The organism is Candidatus Methylomirabilota bacterium (genome assembly GCA_035315345.1).
Taxonomy (GTDB): domain Bacteria; phylum Methylomirabilota; class Methylomirabilia; order Rokubacteriales; family CSP1-6; genus CAMLFJ01.
In genome coordinates this window covers 1-20,141 of sequence record DATFYA010000177.1, presented here as the reverse complement: position 1 = coordinate 20,141, position 20,141 = coordinate 1, and the positions used below count along the sequence as shown (strand labels likewise).

The following is a 20,141-nucleotide window of genomic DNA, read 5'->3' as shown; positions in this document are numbered from 1 at the left end:
TGTTGTCGAGCCACCTCACGAGCGCAACATTGGCGGTGGACAGCATGAGAAAAACGATGAGGCACGAGACAGCCACGGTGCGCGGAGCGAGCGAGACCCGGGAGTCGGGCACGATGTGTCCGGACGTCACGGTCTAGGACCTACTGCACCCGCACCGAGACCACGTTGGAGCGCGCGCTCTCGTTGGCCCGGCGCGCGCGGTCGAGCGCGGTGATCGCGTAGCGGTAGGTCGTGCCCGGCTTCACATCCCGATCGGTGTAGACCGTGGCAGGCACCGTCGTGGTGGCGACGCGCGTGAGCTCACCGGCGCCGGTCGCCCGGTAGATCGCGTAGGTCGCCACGTCCGGCTCCGGGCTCGCGTTCCAGGCCAGCCGCACCGCGTCCGCCGAGGGCACCGCGACGAGCCCGCTGGGCGGCGAGGGCGGGGTGGTATCGCGCGGCGCTGCCGCCACCGTGGCCGACGCCTCGCCCGCCGCGGTGACCGCCGGCTCGACGCGCACCGCGCGCACCGCGTAGCGGTAGTCGGCGTCGTTGTCGAGCCCGGTGTCGGTGAAGGTGGTCTCCGACAGCGGCTGGGGCGTGATCGCGGCGAGCGGCCCGGTCGCGCCGCTGCCGCGGAGCACGACGTACTTGATCTCGCCGGTGACCGGCGAGCCGTCGATCAGCGCGGGCGGCGGCTGCCACGTGAGGGTCACGCGCCGGTCTCCCGGCTCGGCGCTGACGTCGGCGGGGGGCTGCGGCGCGGCCAGGAACGGCACCACGAGGCGCTCCGAGGGCGCGCTGCTCCGGCCGATCGAATCCTCCGCGGTGACGACATACACGTAGCGGCGACCCACCGACAGGGCGCGGCGGTCCACCCACGTCACCGACGAGCCCTGGACCACCGCGGGCGCCGGCGCGTCCGTTCGGATCGTCGCGATCTCGTCGTAGCCCACCACGCGGCCGTGCGAGAGCATCGCCGACTTCGGCGGGCCGGCGTCGGCTTCCTCCCGCCGGTAGAGCGTATAGCGATCGACCGTGCGCAGCTTGGTGCCGTCGAGCCGGGTGTCGGGCTGGGTCCACGAGACCACGATGCTCTCGCCGTCCACCGAGCCGCGCAGCGCCGCGGGCATGGCGGGCACGCGCAGCTCCGGAGCCACCGGCGGGCCCTTCTTGCCGCAGGCGGCCAGCGTGACGACCGCGAACAGGACGGCCAGGAGGGATCGGGCGCTCGGCCTCACGACGAGGCGTCGCGCTCGAGCAGGGCCTTCGCGTGCGCGAGCTGCTGGCGGACCGCGTCGGGCGCGGTCCCGCCGATCACCGCGCGCGCCCGCAGCGAGGCTTCCACGGTGAGGGCCGGGTAGACGTCGCGGCCGATCAGGGCGGAGAACCCGCGCAGCTCCTCCAGCGGCACGTCGGCCAGCTCGCAGCCCTTCGCGATCGCGTGCCGCACCGCTCGACCCACCACCTCGTGGGCCTCGCGGAAGGGCAGGCCCTGGCGCACCAGGTAGTCGGCGAGATCGGTGGCGGTGGAATAGTGCGCGCCGGCCGCCTCGCGCATGCGCTCGGTTCGGAAGGTCAGCGATCGGAGCATCGGCGGCAGCACGCGGAAGATCCCCTCGAGCGTGTCCACCGTGTCGAAGAGCGGCTCCTTGTCCTCCTGCATGTCGGAGTTGTAGGTCAGCGGCAGCCCCTTCATGGTGGTCAGCACCGCGGTGAGGTTGCCGTAGAGCCGCCCGGACTTGCCGCGCATCAGCTCGGCCACGTCGGGATTCTTCTTCTGCGGCATGATCGACGAGCCGGTGGCGAAGGCGTCCGCGAACTCCACGAAGCCGAACTCGGCGGTCGCCCACAAGGTCAGATCGGCGGCGAGGCGCGAGCAGTGCATGCCGAAGATCGCCGCGCTCCCGAGGAACTCGACGACGTAGTCGCGATCGGCCACCGCGTCCATGCTGTTGGGGCTGGGCGCGCTGAAGCCCAGATCGCGGGCCAGGACCTCGCGGTCGATGGCGAAGGCCGCGCCCGCGAGGGCCGCTGCGCCCAGGGGCATGACGTTGACGCGCGCGCGGCCCTCGCGAAAGCGCTGCCGGTCGCGCTCGAGCATGAACACGTAGGCGAGCAGGTGGTGCGCGAGCAGGACCGGCTGGGCGCGCTGCAGGTGGGTGTAGCCCGGCATCGGCGCCTCGCGGTGCTGCTCGGCCTGCGCGAGCAGCGCGCCCTGGACCTCGCGGAGGCCCGCGTCCACGTGATCGAGGATGTCGCGCAGGTAGAGCCGCTCGTCGAGCGCGACCTGGTCGTTGCGGGAGCGACCGGTGTGGAGCTTGCCGCCGACCGGCCCCGCCAGCTCGACGAGCCGCCGCTCCACGTTCATGTGGATGTCTTCCAGCTCGCGCCGGAACGGGAACGCGCCGCCCTCCAGCTCCGCGCGGACCGCGTCGAGCCCGGCGAGGAGGCTCTCCAGCTCCGCGTCGGTGATCAGCTTGGCCCGGGCCAGCGCGCGCGCCCACGCCGCGCTGCCGGTGAGATCGTACGGCCAGAGACGCCGATCGAACGACAGCGAGGAGGTGAAGGCCTCGGCGGCGGGATCGGCCCCCTGCGCGAAGCGCCCGGCCCAGGCCTTCCCCGGCGGCGGGCCCGCGGCGGTCACGACACGCCCGCCCGGCCGGCGGCCGCGGCGGGCTCGGGGGCGGTACGGAGGAGCGCGGCGATCTCCGACATGATGCGGTGGGTGATCTCCTCGCGCACCGCGCGCGCGGCCGGCCGATGGCGCAGACGCTCGAAGTAGAGCGGCGCGCCGAAGCGGACGGAGACGGGATGCCGTCGCGGCAGGTAGAAGCGCCGCGCCCGCAGCGCCTCGTAGGTGCCCGCGATGGCCGCGGGCACGATGGGCACCCCGGCGCGCAGCGCGATCATCGCCGCGCCCGGCTGGCCGCGCACGAGCCGCCCTTCCTGACTGAACGGGCCCTCGGGGAAGATGCCGACGACGCGCCCCGCCTCCAGCACGCGGAGCACCCGCTTGATCGCCCCCGGATCCGGCCGCTCGAGGTTCACCGGGATCGAGCCGATACGGCGGTGAATCGGCGGATGCAGCGGCGTGGCCCGGAACACGCGCGGCATGACCAGGAACGAGATGGGCCGCGGCACCGCGACGCCCAGCACCACGCCGTCGAGGTAGTTGTGGTGGTTGGCGGCCAGGATGAACGAGCCCGACTCCGGCAGGTGCTCGATGCCGTGCACGCGCAGGTCGAACAGCCCGCGCAGCAGCAGGCCCGAGGTGGCGCGAAACACGTGATAGAGCAGGGGGAACCCCTCCGGCGCGCGACGACGGGGCGTCGCCGCCGCGGCGGACGGCAGCACCGAAAGGGTGGAGGAATCGTCGCCCGAGGCCATACGGCGCGAGGATAGCACGAGCCCCCGCCCGGAGGAGACGCTCTGGCGCCCGCCCGGGCCCGGATACTCGACGCGCCCGCGGCGGCTACTTCGTGTTCGTGCGCGCGAGGCGGTAGCGGGCCACCGCCGCGTTGTGGTCGGCCAGGTTCGTCGAGAACTGGTGGTGGCGGTCGTCGGTGGCCACGAAGTACAGGTAGCCCACCGAGGCCGGTCGCGCGGCGGCCTGGATGGCGGCGCGGCCGGGGCTCGCGATGGGACCCGGCGGCAGCCCCTGGCGGCGATACGTGTTGTACGGCGAGTCGGCCTGGAGATCCTCGCGGGTGAGCCGCTTGCGGTCCTTGCCCACCGCGTACTGCACGGTCGGATCGGCCTGCAGCGGCATGTCCCGCTTGAGCCGGTTCCAGAACACCGCGGAGATGAGCGGCATCTCGGCCGGCTCCACCGCCTCCTTCTCGATGATGGAGGCCAGCGTCAGCAGCTGGTGCACGGTGAGATCACGGTGCCGCGCCTCCAGCAGGAGCTCCGGCGAGATCTTCTCGCGCATGCGCGCGACCATGCGGGCCAGAACCTCCTCCGGTGTCATGCCCTTCACGAACTGATAGGTGTCGGGAAAGAGATACCCCTCGACCGAGTCGGCCTGGATGTCGAGCGTCTTCAGGAAGACGGGATCCTTGCCGACCCGCAGGATGTCCTCGGCCGCGGCCAGCCGCTCGATCTGGAGCTGGCGCGCCAGCTCGCCGAGGGTGCTCCCTTCCTGGAAGACCACCATGTGCTGGAACACCTGGCCGCCTTCCATCAGCTCGAGCACGCGCACCGTGTTGGTGCCGGCCGGGATCTGATATTCGCCGGCCTTCAGGCTGCGGAAGCTGCCCCGGGCGAGGCTCAGGAGGACGAAGCCCACCCGGCTGCGAATGACCCCGGCGTCGTCGAGGATCTCCGCGACCTCCACCACACCCTTGTGGGCCGGGATCTCGACGACCCGGGGGCGGGCGCGGAGCGGGCCGGGAACGGTCAGGATCCACCAGCCCTCGAGCAGCAGGGCGAGGATCAAGACCACCAGCCCGAAGCCGACCGCGGTGCGCCAGGTGGGACCGGGACGGGGCCCTCGGCCCCAGACCGTCAGCGATCTCGGGCGCTCCATCATGATTTCCCCATATTGGCCGGGCTTCGTTTCTCAGTCAAACTGCGGGTCCGCGAACGCTGGCGGCCCCGGAGTTCCCTGGTATAATGATCGGCCGGGGCCAACGCCGCCCCTCATTTTCCGAGGAGGAACCCCAATGCAGGAGCTGATGCTTCCAGTCCGTCACGAGTGGCTCGCCCGGGAGCGTGCCTACGGGAAGATCGCCATCGAGCCGTTCGAGCCGGGCTTCGCGTTGACCGCGGGCAATGCCTACCGTCGGGTGCTGCTGTCCTCCATCGCGGGCGCCGCTCCCACCTGGGTCAAGATCGAGGGCGTGCTCCACGAGTTCTCGCATCTCACCGGCGTGCGGGAAGACACCCTGGACATCATTCTCAATCTCCGCCAGCTGGTGTTCACGCTGCACGTGAACCGTCCGAAGCTGCTCCGGCTGAAGGCCCAGGGCGTGCGCACGGTGACCGCGCGGGACTTCGAGCCCGACTCGGACGTCGAGGTCCTGACCCCGGACGTGGCCCTCGCCACCCTGGACAAGGACGGCAGCCTCGAGATGGAGGTGTGCGTCGAGCGCGGCCGCGGCTACCAGCCCGCCGAGAAGCGCGAGCCGGAGGCGCTGCCCATCAACGCGATGCTGATGGACGCCGACTTCTCGCCGGTGAAGCGCGTGAACTTCCACGTCGAGGCGGAGCCCTCCGGCGCGGAGCGCCTGATCCTCGAGGTGTGGACCAACGGCACCCTGACCCCGGAGGTCGCGGTCGCCGACGCCTCCCGCATCCTGGACGACCAGTTCGCCCTGCTGGTCGACTTTCCGGTCGACGCGCCGCCTCCGGCCGAGGGCACCGAGACCGGGACCGAGCCGCCGGTGCGCAGCGAAGTGAACGAGCATCTTTTCCGGAATGTCGACGAGCTGGAGCTGTCGGTGCGGGCGTCCAACTGCCTCAAGACCGCGAACATCCGGACCATCGCCGACCTGGTGCAGAAGACCGAGTCGGAGCTGCTGAAGACCAAGAACTTCGGCAAGAAGTCGCTGAACGAGATCAAGACCATCCTGGGAGAGATGGGGCTCTCCCTCGGCATGCGTCTCGATCCCGAGGAGCTGGAGCGGCTGCGCGCCCACTACGAGCGCGCGTTCGAGACATAACCGCCTCCCGCCTTCCCGCGCGTCCCACTCACGGCCTCCGGAGATCATCCGGGGGCCGTGGTGTTTTCCGGGTCGGCCAGATGGAACGTGTCGGTCGTGCCGCGCGCCCACGCGGTGACGCGGAGCACCCGGCCATCGGTCTCCAGCATGACCGCGCCGTCGCGATCCGTGCGGTAGATGTGGGCGCCGGCGGCCTCGAGCCGGGCCAGGGCGTCGGGGCTCGGATGCCGGAACGGATTTCGCGCGCCCACCGACACCACCGCGATCAGCGGCTGCGCGGCGCGAAGGAACGGCACCCCCGACGACGAGCGGCTGCCGTGGTGCGCCACCTTCAGGACCAGCGCGCGCAGCGGGCCGCCGCGGCCGAGCAAGGCCGCTTCGCCCTGCGCCCCCAGATCGCCCGGCAGCAGCAGGGAGACACCGCGCCAGTCCAGGCGCAGCACCAGCGACTGGTCGTTGGCCGCCACCGGCGGTCCCGTCGCGGGGCCGAGCACGGTGACCATCGCGCGACCCAGCCAGAGCCGCTGGCCGGCGGCCAGCGCCCGGCGGGGCGCGCCCGATCGGCCGAGCGCCGCCACCGTGTCCGCGGCGCCGGACGGGGGGCGCCCGCTCTCCCAGAACTCGCCGACGTGGAAGCGTCGGAGCACGGCGGCCAGCCCGCCGGAGTGGTCGATGTCCCAGTGCGACAGCGCCACTGCATCCAGGCGCCGGACCGGCCGGTTCCACAGAAACGGGGCCAGCACCCGCTCGCCCACGTCGAAGCGCCGAGCGCCGCCGGGGCCGCCGTCGACGAGGAGACGGGGCCCGTCGGGCAGCTCGACGAGAGCGGCGTCGCCCTGGCCGACGTCGAGGAAGGTGACGCGCAGCATCCCCTCGGTGGGCGAGAGCCACGGCCAGATCGACGCGACCGCAACGACGACCGCGAGCGCCTCGACCACGACACGCGCGCGCGTCGACGCGACCGCGGGGGGAGCCAGGGCCAGCGCCGCGTACCAGGCGACGACGACGCCGGGGGCCGGGGCGGGCAGATGCGCCATCGCGCCCGGGATGGCGGCGGCGATCGACACCATCGCGCGCAGCACGACCAGGACGAGCCACAGCGTCTCGAACAGGAGCGCGGCCAGCGCGGAGGAGAGCAGCTCCATGAGCAGGGCGAGCATTCCCAGCATGGTGGCGATGCCGGCCAGCGGGACCACCGCGAGATTGGCCACGACGCCGATCAGCGAGAGCTGGTTGAAGTGGGCGAGCATCAGCGGCGTGACCGCGGCCTGCGCGCCCAGGCTCACGGCCACCGCCGTCGCGAGCCAGGCCGGCCAGCCGCGCTCGGTCAGGATCGCGGCCAGCCACGGCGTGACGTAGATGATCCCGGCGGTCGCCGCGAACGAGAGCTGGAAGCCCGGCTCCCAGAGATCGCCCGGCCGCCAGACGAGCAGGGCGAGCGCGGCGGCGGCCAGCGCGTTCATGAGCTGGGACTCGCGGTCGAGCAGCAGCGCGGCCAGGAGCAGCAGGCCCATCAGGGTGGCCCGCAGCACCGACGGCTGTCCGCCGACGACCAGGGCGAAGCCGATCAGCGCGGCCGCCGCCGCCACCGCGGCGCCGCGGCGCGGGACGCCGCACATCGCGAGGCCGGCGAAGATCGCGCCGGCCAGCAGCGCCACGTTGAACCCGGACACCGCGAGGATGTGATAGACGCCGGCGCGACGGAACGCCTCGTCGCTCTCGGGCGGCAGCTGCGAGCGCTCGCCCATGAGCAGACCGGCCAGCAGCGCGCCCGAGGTCTCCGGCAGTCGCGCGGTGATGACCGAGACCGCCCACCGCTTGACCGCGACGGGCCACGGCGGCGTGTCCGGGGCGAGCGCGACGAGCCGATCGGCCCGGGCATTGCCGACCAGCAGGATGCCGTCGCGCCGCAGATGCGCGGGGTAGTCGAAGCCGCCCGGATTGCGGTAGCCGATCGGAGGGTGCAGCCGCGCGTCCACGATCACCCGCTGCCCCTCCCCGAGCCGCGCCGCGATCTCTCCGTAGACCGTGATCTGCACGCGGCCCGAGGCGGGCAGCCGCTCGGGGCCCGCGTGCATCGCGAGGACGTCGAGGAGCAGGCGCGTGCGATCCGGCGCCCACCGGACCGGCTCCTGGGCGAGCCTGGCCTCGACGGTGACCGACCTCGGCGGGGCGCGTCGCGCGAGGTGGTCGTCGGCCAGCGGGGCCGGCGCGGCCCGCAACGCTCCCAGCACCGCGATGCCCGAGAGCACGAGCGTGAGCGCCACTCGGGGCATGCGCGGCGCGAGCAGGATCGAGGCGAGCAGCGCGAGGGCACCGGCCGCGAGCAGCGTCGCGGGCGGGATGGCCCACCACGAGCCGGCCGCGATGCCGGCCGCGACCGCGGCGGTGGGCGGCAGCAGCGGCGCGGCGGGGACGAGCCGATCAATCACGCACGGTGATGAAGCGGCGGATCGCCGCGAGCTTCTTCGGCCCCATGCCCAGCACGTAGCGCAGGGCCTCGGGGGAGTCGAAGCGGCCGCGGCGCTCGCGCTCCTCGACGATGCGCTGGGCGAGACCCGCGCCCACCCCGGGCAGGCGCGCCAGCTCGGTCGCGTCGGCGCGATTGACGTCGAGCGGCTCGGCGGGGGGCGGCGGCGCGGCCGGGACCGGGACGGGGGTTGCGGGCGCCGGCGGGGTCACGCGGCCGGGCACGGCCGGAGCCGCGGGGGGCGGCGGCGTGGGCCGGCCCGGCGCTTGGCGAGGAGCGGCGCCGGCCGGCGCCGCGTCCGCGTCGGGAACGAGCGGGCTCACCGCGTCCTCGCGATCGAACCGCTCGAATCGCTCCGCCGCATCCGGGAATCCCGCGCGCCACTCGCGCACCCCGAGCCCGACCAGCAGCGTGAAGGCCAGCAGGATCAGGAGCCGGAGCTGCGGCAGCGTGTACGGCATGCGCCCACGCTCGCACGCGGCGAAGCGCGCGAGAAGAGTGCGAGTTCGGATACGCGGCGTATATCCGCCCGGATGCGGTATATCCGAGATGCGGTGTATCCGGAAGGATGCCGCGTGGGTCCGCGCGGACGCTTCGCGCGCGTCGCACGGGTGGAGGGCGCCCGCCGATCGTGCTACAGTCCGGTGACGCAGCCAGTCCATGCCAGATTCGCCGGTGTCGATGGCGTCGGCGATGGCCGGTTACCGACTCGATCCCAGTGGCCGAAAATCTCGCGATCCTCGTCGTCATCGCCACGCTCGCGGGCGCCTTCGTGCTCGTGCTGCTGAACACGCTCTGGCGGATGGAGGGCCGCGCCCACTGGAGCCGGGAAGCGGGGATCCGGCGCAGCCAGCGGCGCGAGCGCCGCGTGTTCCGCATCGGGGTCGGGGTGGTGCTGGTCATGGGGGCGCTGCTGCTGGTGGGCCAGCTCCTGCGCCGGCCGTCCTGCGTCGGCCGCATCGTGACGATCAAGGGCCCGCAGGGCGCCTCCATGGAGTGCATCTGCGAGCAGGGCCGGCGCGGCGTCTGCTTCCCGTCGGGGCCCTAGGAGGCGCGCGGATGCGCGCGCGCGCGGATGCGCGCGCGGCGGGTCAGGCCAGCCCGAAGCCGTGGCCCCGGATGAACGGCCCGAAGTTGTGGCGCTCGGGCACCGAGTACTGCCGCGCCTTGTCCTCCGACCAGCCGTACCGCTCGGCATAGCCGTACCGATCCGCGAAGCGCTGGCTCTCCTTGGGCGTCGCGTGCCGCGCCTCGCGTCGCCGATCGTAGGCGTCGAGCTGGGCGGGAAGGTCGGCGTCGTCGTAGCGGTCGGTGTGGACGGTCACCGCCGGCGGCAGCCGCATGCTCGTCCACCCCGGCTGGCTCGGATAGCCCACGCAGAGCCCGGCCACCGGGAACACGCCGGCCGGCAGCTCCAGCAGCGCGGCGAGCTTCTCGACGTGGTTGCGCACCACGCTGATCGGGCAGCAGCCGAGCCCGAGGACCTCGGCCGCCACGATGAACGCCTGCAGCACGAGCCCCGCGTCCACCGCCGCGTTCATGAACATGTCGAGCGTGTCGTTGGGAAAGGGGCGGGCGCGCAGCTCGCTGATCCGGCGGATGCGGCGGTGGTCGCCGCAGAAGACCATGAACAGCGGCGCCTGGGCGATCCACGGCATGTCGGGGATCCAGGAGCCGATGGTGGACTGCTTCGATCGGTCTCGCACCAGCACGATGCCGACCTGCTGCAGGTCCGATTTCGACGGGGCCGACAGCGCGGCGGCCAGCGCGATGTCGAGCACCTCGTCGGGAATGGGCTCCGGCTTGTAGCGGCGCTGGGTGCGGTGCGAGAGCAACAGCGCGAGCGCGCCCTCCGCGGGCCGGTCGCGGCCCGCCTCGGTGGCCAGGCCGAAGCGCTCCTGGATCAGGTCGGCGATCGTGCGGGTCACGGCGTGAGCGCCGCGCGCGTGATCGTCGTCGTCTCCCGGTTGTGCCACTCCGAGGCCGCGAAGGCCTCGTTGATCTGCTCGAGCGGGTACTTGTGCGAGAGGATGCGGTGCCACGGGCGGCTCTCGCGAGTGCGCACCAGGAAGTCGAGCGCGCGCGGGATCACCCACGGGTCGTACTGGATGACCCCCATGATCTTCTTCGAGCCCCAGACGAGGAGCGACGGCTCGAGCTCCACCTTGGCCCCGCGGCTGATCGTGCCGATCTCCAGATAGGTGCCGCCCGAGCGCAGCATCTCGATGCCCTCGGGGATGACCGCGGGGAAGCCCACCAGGTCGCACGCGAGGTCCGCGCCCACGCCGCCCGTCCACTGGCGCACCAGCTTCACCCGCTCGCGCCGGTCGGTGATCTCCTTCACGTCGATGGTGTGGTCCGCCCCGAAAGCCTTCGCCAGCTCGAGGCGGCCCGGGATCTGGTCCACCACGATCACGGTCTGCGCGCCCATGTCCTTGGCCACCGCGGCGGCCTGGATGCCGAGGCCGCCCGCGCCCTGCAGCACCACCGCGTCGCCCTGCCGCAGGCCGGCCACGTGCAGGCCGTAGAAGACCTGGGAGAGCGCGCAGTTCACGCCGGCCACCGCCTCGTCGGGCAGGACGTCGGGCACCACGAACACCTCGCCGCGCGGGCGCAGGTAGTAGTGATCCGCGAAGGCGCCGTGCAGGTGCGGGAAGGCGCCGGGGCCGAGCGGCCGCTCGATCTTGCTCGGGCAGGCCGCGGGCTCCTTGTGCAGGCACGCGTAGCAGCGGCCGCACGGGTAGAAGTAGGTGTAGGCGACGCGGTCGCCTTCCTTGAGCGGGCGGCCGAGCGAGTCGGTCTTCACCTTCGAGCCCAGGCGGGCCACGCGCCCGGTCATCTCGTGGCCGAAGATCCAGCCGTCGTCGGGCAGGCGCAGGGGCGCGTCCCCGCGCCAGAAGTGCAGGTCGGATCCGCAGATGTTGGCGTGGGTCACCCGGATCAGGACCGCCTCGGGCTCGATCTCGGGGATCGGCACCGGGCGGATCTCGAAGGGCTTGCCGGGACCGAAGAAGACGGCGGCGCGCGCGGTGTCGGCCATGTCAGGCTCCTCGCTCCGCGCCCAGCTCGAAGACGTCGTGGAGGGCCCGGACGGCCAGCTCCGCGTACTTGTCCTCGATGACGCAGGAGACCGCGATCTCGGACGTCGAGATCATCTGGATGTTGATGCCTTCGCGGGAGAGCGTCTCGAACATGCGGGCCGCGACCCCGGCGTGGCTCCGCATGCCCACGCCGACGATCGAGACCTTGGCGACCCGGTCGTCCGCGGTGACGCCCTCCGCGCCGATGTCGCGGGCGATCGCGGCCAGCACGCTCGCCGCGCGGGTGCGATCGGCCCGCGGCAGCGTGAACGAGATGTCGGTCAGCCCGTCGCGGCTGATGTTCTGCACGATCATGTCCACCACGATGCTCTGCGATCCCAGGCCGCCGAACACCCGCGAGGCGATGCCGGGCCGGTCCGGCACCCGCAAGATCGACACCTTCGCCTGTCCCCGATCGTGGGTGATGCCGGTCACCACCACGTCTTCCATGCTGTGATCCTCCCTGGTGACCAGCGTGCCCGGGTCCGGCTTGAAGGTGGAGCGCACGTGGACCGGTACGTTGTACTTCTTGGCGAACTCCACCGAGCGGGCCTGCAGCACCTTCGCGCCGAGGGCGGCCATCTCGAGCATCTCGTCGTAGGAGACGCGCGGCAGCTTGCGGGCGTCGGGCACCACGTTGGGGTCGGCGGTGTAGACGCCGTCCACGTCGGTGAAGATCTCGCACACGTCGGCCTTCAGCGCGGCGGCCAGCGCGACCCCGGTGAGGTCGGAGCCGCCGCGGCCGAGGGTGGTGATGTCGCCGTCCTCGGTGGTGCCCTGGAAGCCGGCCACCACCGCCACGCGCCCCGCGTCGAGCGCGCGGTGGATGCGCTCGGCGGTGATGCGCTTGATGCGCGCGCGGGTGTGAGCGGTATCGGTGACGAGCCCCACCTGCGGTCCGGTGAAGGAGGACGCGGGATGACCGAGCGACTGTAGCGCCATCGCGAGCAGCCCGATCGTCACCTGCTCGCCGGTGGCCAGCAGCATGTCCATCTCGCGCGGATCGGGAGTGGGCGTGATCACGCCCGCGAGCGAGACGAGACCGTCGGTGGTCTTGCCCATCGCGGAGACCACGACCACCAGGCGATGGCCTTGCGCGACATAGTCCGCCACGCGCCGGGCCACGTTCTTGATCTTCTCGGGATCCGCGACGGAGGAGCCGCCGTACTTCTGGACGATCAGCTGACCCATGGGAGGGCCATCCTACACGACGGCCGCGCAGAGTGTAAAGTTGCGGGCTTCAGCGGGGGCGGTGCGCGGGGCCGCCGTCGTCGCGCGGACGAATCGCGCGCGATGGCGGCCGCTCCTGTCGCCGCTGGCGGATCTGCTCGCGCGCCTGCTCGCGCTGCTCGGGCGTCATGTTGCGCCAGCGCTCGAGATTTCGGTCCATGCGCTCGCGCTGCTCGGGCGAGAGCGACTGGTAGCGCTCGAAGCGCTGCTGGATCTGCTGCTTCCGCTCGGGGGGCAGCCGCTGGAAGCGATCGTAGTCGCGCTCCAGCTCCCGGCGACGGTCCTCGGGTAGCTGGTTCCAGCGCTGGAAGTCCTGCATGATCCGCGCGCGCTCGCTCGGCGGCATCTGGCGGAAGCGCTGCAGGTTCTGCCGCGCGTTCTGCCGCTCCTCGGGCGAGAGGCTCCGCCAGTGACGATAGTTCTCGAGCGCGCGCTGCTGCTGCTCGGGTGTCATGCTCTTCCATCGCTCGAGATTGCGCTCGGCGAGGGCCCGCTCCTCGGGGGAGAGGCGCTCGAGCCCCTGGATCGGCGCGCCGGGCGCGGCGGGGGCCGCCGCGGGCGGCGGCGTCTGCGCGAGCACGGCCGACACCGGGAGCATCAGGGGGAGCGTCAGGAGGCCGAGCGCGAGCGCGATCAGGCCGCGCATGTCACCGGCTCTCCTTCGCGGGCGCGGTCGTCCTCGCGGGATCGGAGCGGTCGCCTCCCGGCGCGGCCGCGTCGTCGGCGGCCTGGTTCTCGAGCATGCGCAGGCGCTCGAGCAGGCCCATGCGGCGCGTCACCTCGCGATCGCGCGCGTAGTCGGGGCTGGTCAGCAGATCGAGGTCTCTCAGCATCTCCGCGTCCACCGCATCACCGGTCGCCTTGGGCGTCGCCGCCGGCTCGGCCGCGCCCGCCTCCACCGCGCCCGAGAAGGCCAGCAGCGCGAGCCCCGCCCACCCGACCCACGCCGGCACGCTCAGCTCTTGCTCGCCTCCGGCAGCTCGTCCAGCTCGTTGATCACGTTGAAGTCCTCGAGCAGGTCGAGCCGCTGCACCACGTCGAGCCGCGCGATCATGTCGAGCTGGCTGGCCAGGATCGTGTTGTCGAGCGCCAGCGGATCGGGCGCGCCCGGCCCCCGCACGATGCCCGGCCACCCGGCCACGACCAGCGCGGTGACGAGGGCGGCGGCCACGAAGGCCGGCGCCGGGCGCAGCAGCCAGCCCCAGACCGGACCGGCGGCGCCGCGGCGCTCGAGCCGATCGCGCAGCTCCGCGCGATAGGCGCCCCAGTGCACGGAGGGAGGCGTCGGCGCGGTGCGCTGCAGCTCGGCCATCAGCGCGGTGTAGCGCTCGCGGGTCGCCCGGCATTCGGCGCAGATGGCCAGATGGGCGGCCACGCGGGAGCGCTCCGGCTCGGCCAGCTCGCCGCGCGCGTGATCGACCAGCAGCTCGTCGACATGTACGTCGCTCATGCCTCGTCCCCGAGCCGCCGCCTCAGCGTCGAGAGGGCCCGGTGCAGGTGAACCCGCACGGTGGCCTCCGACACGCTGAGCACGGCGGCGATGTCGCGGGTCGCCAGCCCTTCCCGCACCGAGAGCGTGACCGCGGCGCGCTGCTGCGGCGAGAGCTCGTTCACCAGCGCCCACACGCGGCTCATGCGCTGCTCCGTGTCGAGCGCGTCCGCCGGATCCGAGAACGGCGCGGCGGCCTGCTCCACCGGATCGGGCCCGTCCGGATCGTCACCGCGATCGCGCCAGCCGACCAGCCGACGCCAGCCGCGACGGCGCCGCTGGCGATCGAGGCAGCAGTTGACCAGGATCCGGTAGAACCAGGTCGAGAACTTCGACTGGCCGGCGAACGAGCCGGCCGCCTCGTGGAGCCGGATGAAGGCATCCTGCGAGCAGTCCTTGGCCTCCTCGCGGTCGCGCACGATCGACCAGGCGATGCGATAGGCCCGCTCCTGGTAGCGCTCCGCCAGGAGATCGAATGCTCCTGGTTTTCGCTCCGCCACCGCACGGCACAGCTCTTCATCGCTCGACTCCACGGGCGCCCCTCGGCCCGATCTTCCCACACGGGCCCCACCGACGCGCTGCCTCGGACCAGCACATCATATCCTATTGAATTCATTCACGTTCACGATTCGTCCGCTCCGGGTGGAGTGCCGCCGTCCCCGGATACGACGGCCGGGTCGGCCCGGCCGTTTACGATGGCGGCCCCCAAATCCTTGGGGCTTTGCCCGGGCCGGTCATACCCTGCCGTCATGCGATGGGGGATCGCCCTGCTGGCGCTGCTGGTCGCCGTCGCGATTCCGACCTTGATGTTCGTCGGAGGCGTGAGCCTGCGGGGGCTCGCCTGGCTCCTGGTTGCCGGCATCGCGCTGGTGCTGCTGATCGACCTCACCGACCGGATCACGGATTGGATCCAGGACCGCCGGTGGGGCCGCCGCCGTTAGCAGGCGGGCCGGCGCCCCGTTACCGGTCGGGAGTCGCGACCGCACCCCGCGTGGCGTCGGCCAGGCTGACGTGCTCCACCAGCAGGTACAGCAGGCCGACGATCGTGATCGGGAAGAACTGCGAGGCGTGCAGCAGCAGCGAGAAGGACAGCGCCTCCGTGCGGGGCACCGCAAAGAGAGCCAGGGCCAGCACGGTGGCCGCCTGGATCACGCCGACGAACCCGGGGCTCGAGGGCAGGCTCACGCCCAGGCCGAGGAACGCGAGCAAGGTCCACGCTGCGGCGAGCGGCAGGTCCAGGTGGGCGGCGTGGAGCGCGGTCCAGAACGACAGCGCGAGGACCAGCCAGATGCCGACCGAGTAGGCCACGATCGGCCCGGTGTGGCCGGCCGACTGAACGCCGCGCAGCCCCTCGATCATGGTATCCAGCAGCCCGAGGAGGCGGCGCTCGAGCCAGCCCACTCGCCTGAAGAGCCACTGGATCAGCCCGCGGCAGGCGGCCGGCGCGGCCGCGATCGCGACCAGGACCACGATTCCCGCCAGGTCCGCCAGCAGGAAGACCACGATGGACCAGCGCACGCTGGCCGGCACCGGCACCACGAGGAGGAGCGCGGCCACGATCAACCCGACCGACAGCCCGTCCAGCACGCGCTCGACGACCACGGTGGCGAAGGCGGTGCCGAAGCGCTGGCCCCGACGCGTGACGACGTAGACGCGCACCAGCTCGCCGGCGCGGAGCGGCAGCAGGTTGTTGCCCATGTACCCGATCATCAGCGCGCGAAAGAGATGGCTCGGGCGGGCGCCCGGCGGGAAGAGGTAGTACCAGCGCACCGCGCGAAGCCAGATGGAGACGAAGCCGAGACCCACGCTGAGGGCCAGGTAGGTCCAGAGCGTCTCCCGGAGCCGGGCGCCGACGACGCGCAGATCGACGTCCCAGAAGAAGTAGACGAGCAGCCCGGCGCTCACCGCCAGGCCCAGCAGGATCTTGCCCAGCCGCCCGAACGACGGCATCCGGATCAGGCTCAGCGGCCGGGGGCGGCGAGCCGCGACGGCCCGGTCACGCCTCGACCCGGATCATGGTGCTGCGCGAGGCCACGACCGGCAGCGTGTCGATGGCGGCCAGGGCGGCGCGCATGTCACGCTCGCGGGCCTCGTGGGTCATCATCACCACCGGGACCGCCTCGGTGCGCGCCCGCTCCTTCTGCAGCACCGACACCAATGAGATGTCGTTCTGTCCCAGGATGCCCGCGACCTGGGCGAGGACGCCGGGACGGTCCAGCGCCATGACCCGGAGATAGTAGGCCGAGCGGATCTCGTCCACCGGCCGCAGCGGCAGGGGATGGCGCGCCAGCGACGGCAGGTCGGACTCGAGCGCGGGGATGCCGTGGGCCTCGCGCCGGGCGATCTCGAGCGCGTCGGACCAGACCGCGGACGCGGTCGGGAGCTGGCCGGCCCCGCGCCCGTAGAACATGAGGTTGCCCACGTTGTCGCCGGTCATGAACACCGCGTTGAACACGCCGGAGACCGCGGCGAGCGGGGAGGACGCCGGAATCATGGTCGGGTGCACCCGCGCCTCGAGGGCGCCCTCGGAGGCCTTCGCGATCGCCAGGAGCTTGATGCGATAGCCGAGCTCGCCGGCGTTGACCACGTCCTGCTGGGAGATGGCGGTGATGCCCTCGGTGTAGATGTCCTTGAGGTCCACCGCGGTCCGGAAGGCGAGGGTGGCCAGGATCTGCAGCTTGTGGGCGGAGTCGAGCCCTTCGATGTCGAGCGTCGGGTCGGCCTCGGCGTAGCCGTGCGCCTGGGCCTCCTTCAGCACCTCGCCGAAGTCCCGGCCCTCGTCGGCCATCTTGGACAGGATGTAGTTGCAGGTCCCGTTCACGATGCCGAAGGCGGACAGGATCCGGTTGGCCGGGAGCCCGTCCTTCACCGCGCGGATGAGCGGAATTCCGCCGGCCACCGCGGCCTCGAAGCCCAGCATGACCCGGCTCCGACGCGCCTCCTGGAACAGCTCGTCGCCGTGGTGGGCCAGCAGCGCCTTGTTGGCGGTCACCACGTGCTTGCCCGCCTGCAGCGCCTTCAAGATGAAGGTGCGGGCCGGCTCGAGGCCCCCGACCAGCTCGATGACGATACGGACCGATGGGTCGTCGATCGCCTGGTTGGCATCGGTCGTGAGCGGCAGGGCCTTCAGATCCAGCCCTTCGCGTGGCCGCGTCAGGTCCGCGTCGGCCACCCGGCCCAGCGTGAGCCGGCAGCCGGCCCGCTCGGACATCTCGGCGCCGTGGCTCTGGAGGATCTTGACCACGCCACAGCCGACCGTACCGAGCCCCAGGAGGGCGATCTTGATCTCGTTCATGGCTCCATCGAGGGCCGCGGAGGCGACGCGCGCGTCAGGCGGTCCGCGGTCGTGCCCGGCACGCTACCGGCTGGTGAGGGTCTTGAGACCGCGGAGGGCCTGGCGGATCCGCTGCTCGTTCTCGACCAGGGCGAACCGGACGTGGCCGTCGCCGTACTCGCCGAAGCCGATGCCGGGCGAGACCGCCACCTTGCACTCCTGGATCAGCAGCTTGGAGAACTCCAGCGAGCCCATGCTGCGGAACTCCTCCGGGATGGGGGCCCACACGAACATGGTGCCCCTGGGCTTCTCCACCGTCCAGCCGATCTTGTTGAGGCCGTCCACCAGGACGTCGCGGCGCTTTCTGTGCAGCTCGACGATGTCCTCGACGCAGCCCTGCTCGCCCTCCAGGGCGATGATCGCGGCGATCTGGATCGGCTGGAACGCCCCGTAGTCGAGGTACGACTTGATACGGCCGAGCGCGTGGACCATCTTCGCGTTGCCGCACACGAAGCCCACCCGCCAGCCCGGCATGTTGTAGGACTTCGACAGCGAGAAGATCTCGACCCCCACTTCCTTGGCCCCCGGAACCTCCAGGAACGACGGCGCCTTGTACCCGTCGAAGGTGAAGTCGGCGTAGGCGAAGTCGTGCACCACCATGAGGTGGTGCTCGCGGGCGAAGTCCACCACCTTCACGAAGAAGTCGCGGTCCACGCACGCGGTGGTCGGGTTGTGGGGGAACGAGAGGATCAGGAGCTTGGCCTTGGGCCAGGCCAGCCTGGCGGTCTCCTGGAGCCGGGCGAAGAAGTCCTCCCCCGGCACGAGGGGCACCGATCGCAGGTCGCCGTCGGCGATGACGACCGAGTAGGAGTGGATCGGGTACGTCGGGTTCGGGACCAGCGCCCCGTCGCCGGGCTGGAGCACCGCCAGGGCCAGGTGGGCCATGCCCTCCTTGGCGCCGATGGTCGCGATGGCCTCGGTTTCGGGGTCGAGCTCGACCCCGTAGCGCGTGCGGTACCAGGTGGTGACCGCCTTGCGAAGGCGGGTGATCCCCTTGGAGGCGGAGTACCGGTGGTTGCGTGGGTTCCGGGCCGCCTCCACCAGCTTGTCGACGATGTGCTTGGGCGTCTCCTGGTCCGGGTTGCCCATGCCCAGGTCGATGATGTCCTCGCCTCGGGCTCGCGCCTTGGACTTCAGGTCGTTGACGATCGCGAAGACATACGGCGGGAGACGCTTGATCCGGTAGAACTCATCCATTGATCTTCTCCAGGGAGTCCGATCTTACTTCGCGAGTCGCGAAAGTGTCAACAAAACGCTGTACGGCGGGCACATACAGCGCACTCGGCGGGCTCGGGGAGGGGGGTTGACACCCTCAGAAACCGCGTGCTAGAAAGCCATACCGGGCGAAACCGTAACCAACACCGACCCTTCCAGCACACGGTCCAGAGAGGCACCGCTCGAGGCCCCAGGCGGCCACGAAAGCCCGGCAGACGGCAGGGCAGCACAGGGGAGGGGACGGTCAATGTTCAGGCGACGGGGCAAGCGACCGCGGCGAAGCGACTTGACGGCGTTCATCGACGAGGGATCGGAGATGGAGGGCCGCTACACGTTTCGCGGGACGGTGATGCTCAACGGCAGGTTCAAGGGCGAGATCAGCTCGGAGGACACCCTGATCATCGGCGAGCGCGGAGTGGTTGAGGCCGACATCCGGGCCGGGCGGGTCCAGGTGAACGGCGAGATCACCGGCAACGTGCGGGCGACCGAGCGGATCGACCTCAAGCGGACGGCCCGGATGTACGGCGACGTCGAAGCCCCCGTCGTGGTGGTGGAGGAAGGCGTGGTCTTCGAAGGCCATTGCCGGATGGCCAAGCCGAGCCCGATGGGGGAGATCAGCGGCCGGGACCTGGCCGTCGTCCCCCTCAAGCGCTGACCGGAGACGATGCGCAAGCCCAAGCAGTTCAATCTGCTGATGGTTCGGGACGACGGCAGCCGCGTCTTGCGCCTCTCCGTGCCCGGCTGGGTGGTCGGCGCCCTGGTCGGCGGCTTCGCGGTGACCCTGCTCGGCCTGGCCGTCATCTACCCCGACTACGTTTCGCTCCGAAATCAGCGCGCAGCCTTCTCCGCCCTGAGCGCCCGCCTGGCCAGCCAGCAGAGCCTGATCGAGGCCTCCCAGCAGCGCATGCGGGAGATCCGGGGCGAGATCAACAGCTGGCGCGACCTGCACGCCAAGATCTGGGAGCCGTTCGGCCCCGAGGCGGGCCCGGCCCGACGCGGCGCCGGCATCGGGGGCGGAGTCGCCGGCGAGGGCGATCGCCCGCCGGTCAAGGAGGAGATGGACCGGCTGCTCGGCATCGTGAAGGAGGAGGGCGAGTCGATCCGCTCGCTCGAGCGCTTCCTCGGCCGGGCCAGCCGGGTGCTCGCCTCGCTGCCGTCCCGCTGGCCGGTGCGCGGGCCGGTGAACTCGGACTTCGGCCAGCGCCGGTCCCCGTGGGCCCCCAACTCCGAGTTCCACAGCGGCATCGACATCGGGGCCGCCATCGGCACGCCGGTGCGGGCTCCGGCCCCGGGTGTGGTGGTCTTCGCGGGTCAGCACGCGGAGTACGGCGTCACCGTCATCATCGAGCACGGCAACGACACCAAGTCGCTCTACGGCCACCTGTCCCGGCTGAGCGTCGCGATGGACCAGCCGGTGCAGCGGGGCGACACGATCGCGCTGACCGGCAACACCGGACGGTCCTCCGGTCCCCACCTGCACTACGAGATCCAGGTGAAGGGCCAGCCGGTGAACCCCCACAGCTACATCTGGGAAGAGTCGGCTCCGGCCGTCGCCCGGTCCGCCCGCTGAGGGCGACCCGCGGGCCGTCAGGCCCCGCGGTGCTTCTCGAGGAACTCCAGGTGGGTCGCGGTGAACCGCTCGGCCTGCTCGATGAAGTGCAGGTGGCCCGCGTCCTCA

Annotated in this window: 21 protein-coding genes; 5 read left to right on the top strand and 16 right to left on the bottom strand. The window is 71.8% G+C overall.

Annotated features, from left to right (window positions below; all coding sequences use genetic code 11):
- Window positions 1-140 precede the first annotated feature (140 nt).
- From VKN16_22640 to mltG, 4 genes are all read right to left on the bottom strand, one after another.
- Complete coding sequence (locus VKN16_22640) at window positions 141-1,220, bottom strand: hypothetical protein (GenBank protein HME97010.1); 1,080 nt, start codon at window positions 1,218-1,220, stop codon at window positions 141-143.
- Complete coding sequence (gene argH, locus VKN16_22635) at window positions 1,217-2,626, bottom strand: argininosuccinate lyase (GenBank protein HME97009.1); 1,410 nt, start codon at window positions 2,624-2,626, stop codon at window positions 1,217-1,219. The genes VKN16_22640 and argH overlap by 4 nt, the downstream gene beginning before the upstream one ends.
- Window positions 2,623-3,336 (bottom strand): lysophospholipid acyltransferase family protein, encoded by a 714-nt coding sequence (locus VKN16_22630; GenBank protein ID HME97008.1) that lies wholly within the window; start codon window positions 3,334-3,336, stop codon window positions 2,623-2,625. The genes argH and VKN16_22630 overlap by 4 nt, the downstream gene beginning before the upstream one ends.
- Before the next feature lie 118 nt (window positions 3,337-3,454).
- Window positions 3,455-4,513: an endolytic transglycosylase MltG gene (gene mltG / locus VKN16_22625; GenBank protein ID HME97007.1), complete on the bottom strand. Its 1,059-nt coding sequence runs from the start codon at window positions 4,511-4,513 to the stop codon at window positions 3,455-3,457.
- Window positions 4,514-4,646: 133 nt separating this feature from the next.
- On the opposite strand from mltG, the gene VKN16_22620 reads away from it, so the two are divergent.
- Window positions 4,647-5,645: a DNA-directed RNA polymerase subunit alpha gene (locus tag VKN16_22620; protein HME97006.1), complete on the top strand. Its 999-nt coding sequence runs from the start codon at window positions 4,647-4,649 to the stop codon at window positions 5,643-5,645.
- A gap of 44 nt (window positions 5,646-5,689) precedes the next feature.
- Here VKN16_22620 and VKN16_22615 read toward each other — a convergent pair whose 3' ends face one another.
- Both VKN16_22615 and VKN16_22610 read right to left on the bottom strand, forming a co-directional pair.
- The gene (locus tag VKN16_22615; protein HME97005.1) at window positions 5,690-8,077 is read right to left on the bottom strand and encodes a DNA internalization-related competence protein ComEC/Rec2; all 2,388 of its coding nucleotides are present in this window, start codon (window positions 8,075-8,077) and stop codon (window positions 5,690-5,692) included.
- Complete coding sequence (locus VKN16_22610) at window positions 8,070-8,576, bottom strand: helix-hairpin-helix domain-containing protein (GenBank protein ID HME97004.1); 507 nt, start codon at window positions 8,574-8,576, stop codon at window positions 8,070-8,072. Before VKN16_22610 ends, VKN16_22615 begins: the two co-directional genes overlap by 8 nt.
- Window positions 8,577-8,833: 257 nt before the next feature.
- Here VKN16_22610 and VKN16_22605 point away from each other — a divergent pair, with 257 nt between their 5' ends.
- A complete protein-coding gene (locus VKN16_22605) occupies window positions 8,834-9,163 on the top strand; it encodes a hypothetical protein (protein HME97003.1) in 330 nt (109 codons plus the stop codon).
- A gap of 43 nt (window positions 9,164-9,206) precedes the next feature.
- Here VKN16_22605 and VKN16_22600 read toward each other — a convergent pair whose 3' ends face one another.
- Genes VKN16_22600 through VKN16_22570 form a run of 7 tightly spaced genes read right to left on the bottom strand, consistent with a single transcriptional unit; the run spans window position 9,207 to window position 14,447 of the window.
- Window positions 9,207-10,043: a nitroreductase family protein gene (locus VKN16_22600; protein HME97002.1), complete on the bottom strand. Its 837-nt coding sequence runs from the start codon at window positions 10,041-10,043 to the stop codon at window positions 9,207-9,209.
- The gene (locus VKN16_22595) at window positions 10,040-11,155 is read right to left on the bottom strand and encodes a zinc-binding dehydrogenase (GenBank protein HME97001.1); all 1,116 of its coding nucleotides are present in this window, start codon (window positions 11,153-11,155) and stop codon (window positions 10,040-10,042) included. The genes VKN16_22600 and VKN16_22595 overlap by 4 nt, the downstream gene beginning before the upstream one ends.
- Window position 11,156: 1 nt before the next feature.
- Window positions 11,157-12,386, bottom strand: coding sequence for an aspartate kinase (locus VKN16_22590; GenBank protein HME97000.1), 1,230 nt, complete (start codon window positions 12,384-12,386; stop codon window positions 11,157-11,159).
- 49 nt (window positions 12,387-12,435) lie between these two features.
- On the bottom strand, window positions 12,436-13,071 hold the full coding sequence (locus VKN16_22585) for a DUF3106 domain-containing protein (GenBank protein ID HME96999.1): 636 nt from the start codon (window positions 13,069-13,071) through the stop codon (window positions 12,436-12,438).
- Between the two features lies 1 nt (window position 13,072).
- Window positions 13,073-13,378: a hypothetical protein gene (locus tag VKN16_22580; protein ID HME96998.1), complete on the bottom strand. Its 306-nt coding sequence runs from the start codon at window positions 13,376-13,378 to the stop codon at window positions 13,073-13,075.
- A 2-nt stretch (window positions 13,379-13,380) separates the two neighbouring features.
- Window positions 13,381-13,875, bottom strand: a complete 495-nt coding sequence (locus VKN16_22575) for a zf-HC2 domain-containing protein (GenBank protein ID HME96997.1) — start codon at window positions 13,873-13,875, stop codon at window positions 13,381-13,383.
- Entirely contained in the window at window positions 13,872-14,447 is a 576-nt protein-coding gene (locus VKN16_22570; GenBank protein ID HME96996.1) for a sigma-70 family RNA polymerase sigma factor, read from the bottom strand. The genes VKN16_22575 and VKN16_22570 overlap by 4 nt, the downstream gene beginning before the upstream one ends.
- A 216-nt stretch (window positions 14,448-14,663) precedes the next feature.
- Here VKN16_22570 and VKN16_22565 point away from each other — a divergent pair, with 216 nt between their 5' ends.
- Window positions 14,664-14,855: a hypothetical protein gene (locus tag VKN16_22565; protein HME96995.1), complete on the top strand. Its 192-nt coding sequence runs from the start codon at window positions 14,664-14,666 to the stop codon at window positions 14,853-14,855.
- A 19-nt stretch (window positions 14,856-14,874) separates the two neighbouring features.
- Here VKN16_22565 and VKN16_22560 read toward each other — a convergent pair whose 3' ends face one another.
- From VKN16_22560 to alaC, 3 genes are all read right to left on the bottom strand, one after another.
- A complete protein-coding gene (locus VKN16_22560; protein ID HME96994.1) occupies window positions 14,875-15,864 on the bottom strand; it encodes a lysylphosphatidylglycerol synthase transmembrane domain-containing protein in 990 nt (329 codons plus the stop codon).
- 46 nt (window positions 15,865-15,910) lie between these two features.
- Window positions 15,911-17,209 carry a homoserine dehydrogenase gene (locus VKN16_22555; protein HME96993.1) on the bottom strand — a complete coding sequence of 433 codons (1,299 nt, stop codon included), beginning with the start codon at window positions 17,207-17,209 and terminating at the stop codon, window positions 15,911-15,913.
- Window positions 17,210-17,272: 63 nt separating this feature from the next.
- Window positions 17,273-18,445 (bottom strand): alanine transaminase, encoded by a 1,173-nt coding sequence (gene alaC, locus VKN16_22550; protein ID HME96992.1) that lies wholly within the window; start codon window positions 18,443-18,445, stop codon window positions 17,273-17,275.
- 304 nt (window positions 18,446-18,749) lie between these two features.
- On the opposite strand from alaC, the gene VKN16_22545 reads away from it, so the two are divergent.
- Together VKN16_22545 and VKN16_22540 are read left to right on the top strand one after the other, a co-directional pair.
- Entirely contained in the window at window positions 18,750-19,118 is a 369-nt protein-coding gene (locus VKN16_22545; GenBank protein ID HME96991.1) for a polymer-forming cytoskeletal protein, read from the top strand.
- A gap of 9 nt (window positions 19,119-19,127) precedes the next feature.
- Window positions 19,128-20,033 carry a M23 family metallopeptidase gene (locus VKN16_22540; GenBank protein ID HME96990.1) on the top strand — a complete coding sequence of 302 codons (906 nt, stop codon included), beginning with the start codon at window positions 19,128-19,130 and terminating at the stop codon, window positions 20,031-20,033.
- The last annotated feature ends 108 nt before the right edge of the window (window positions 20,034-20,141 follow it).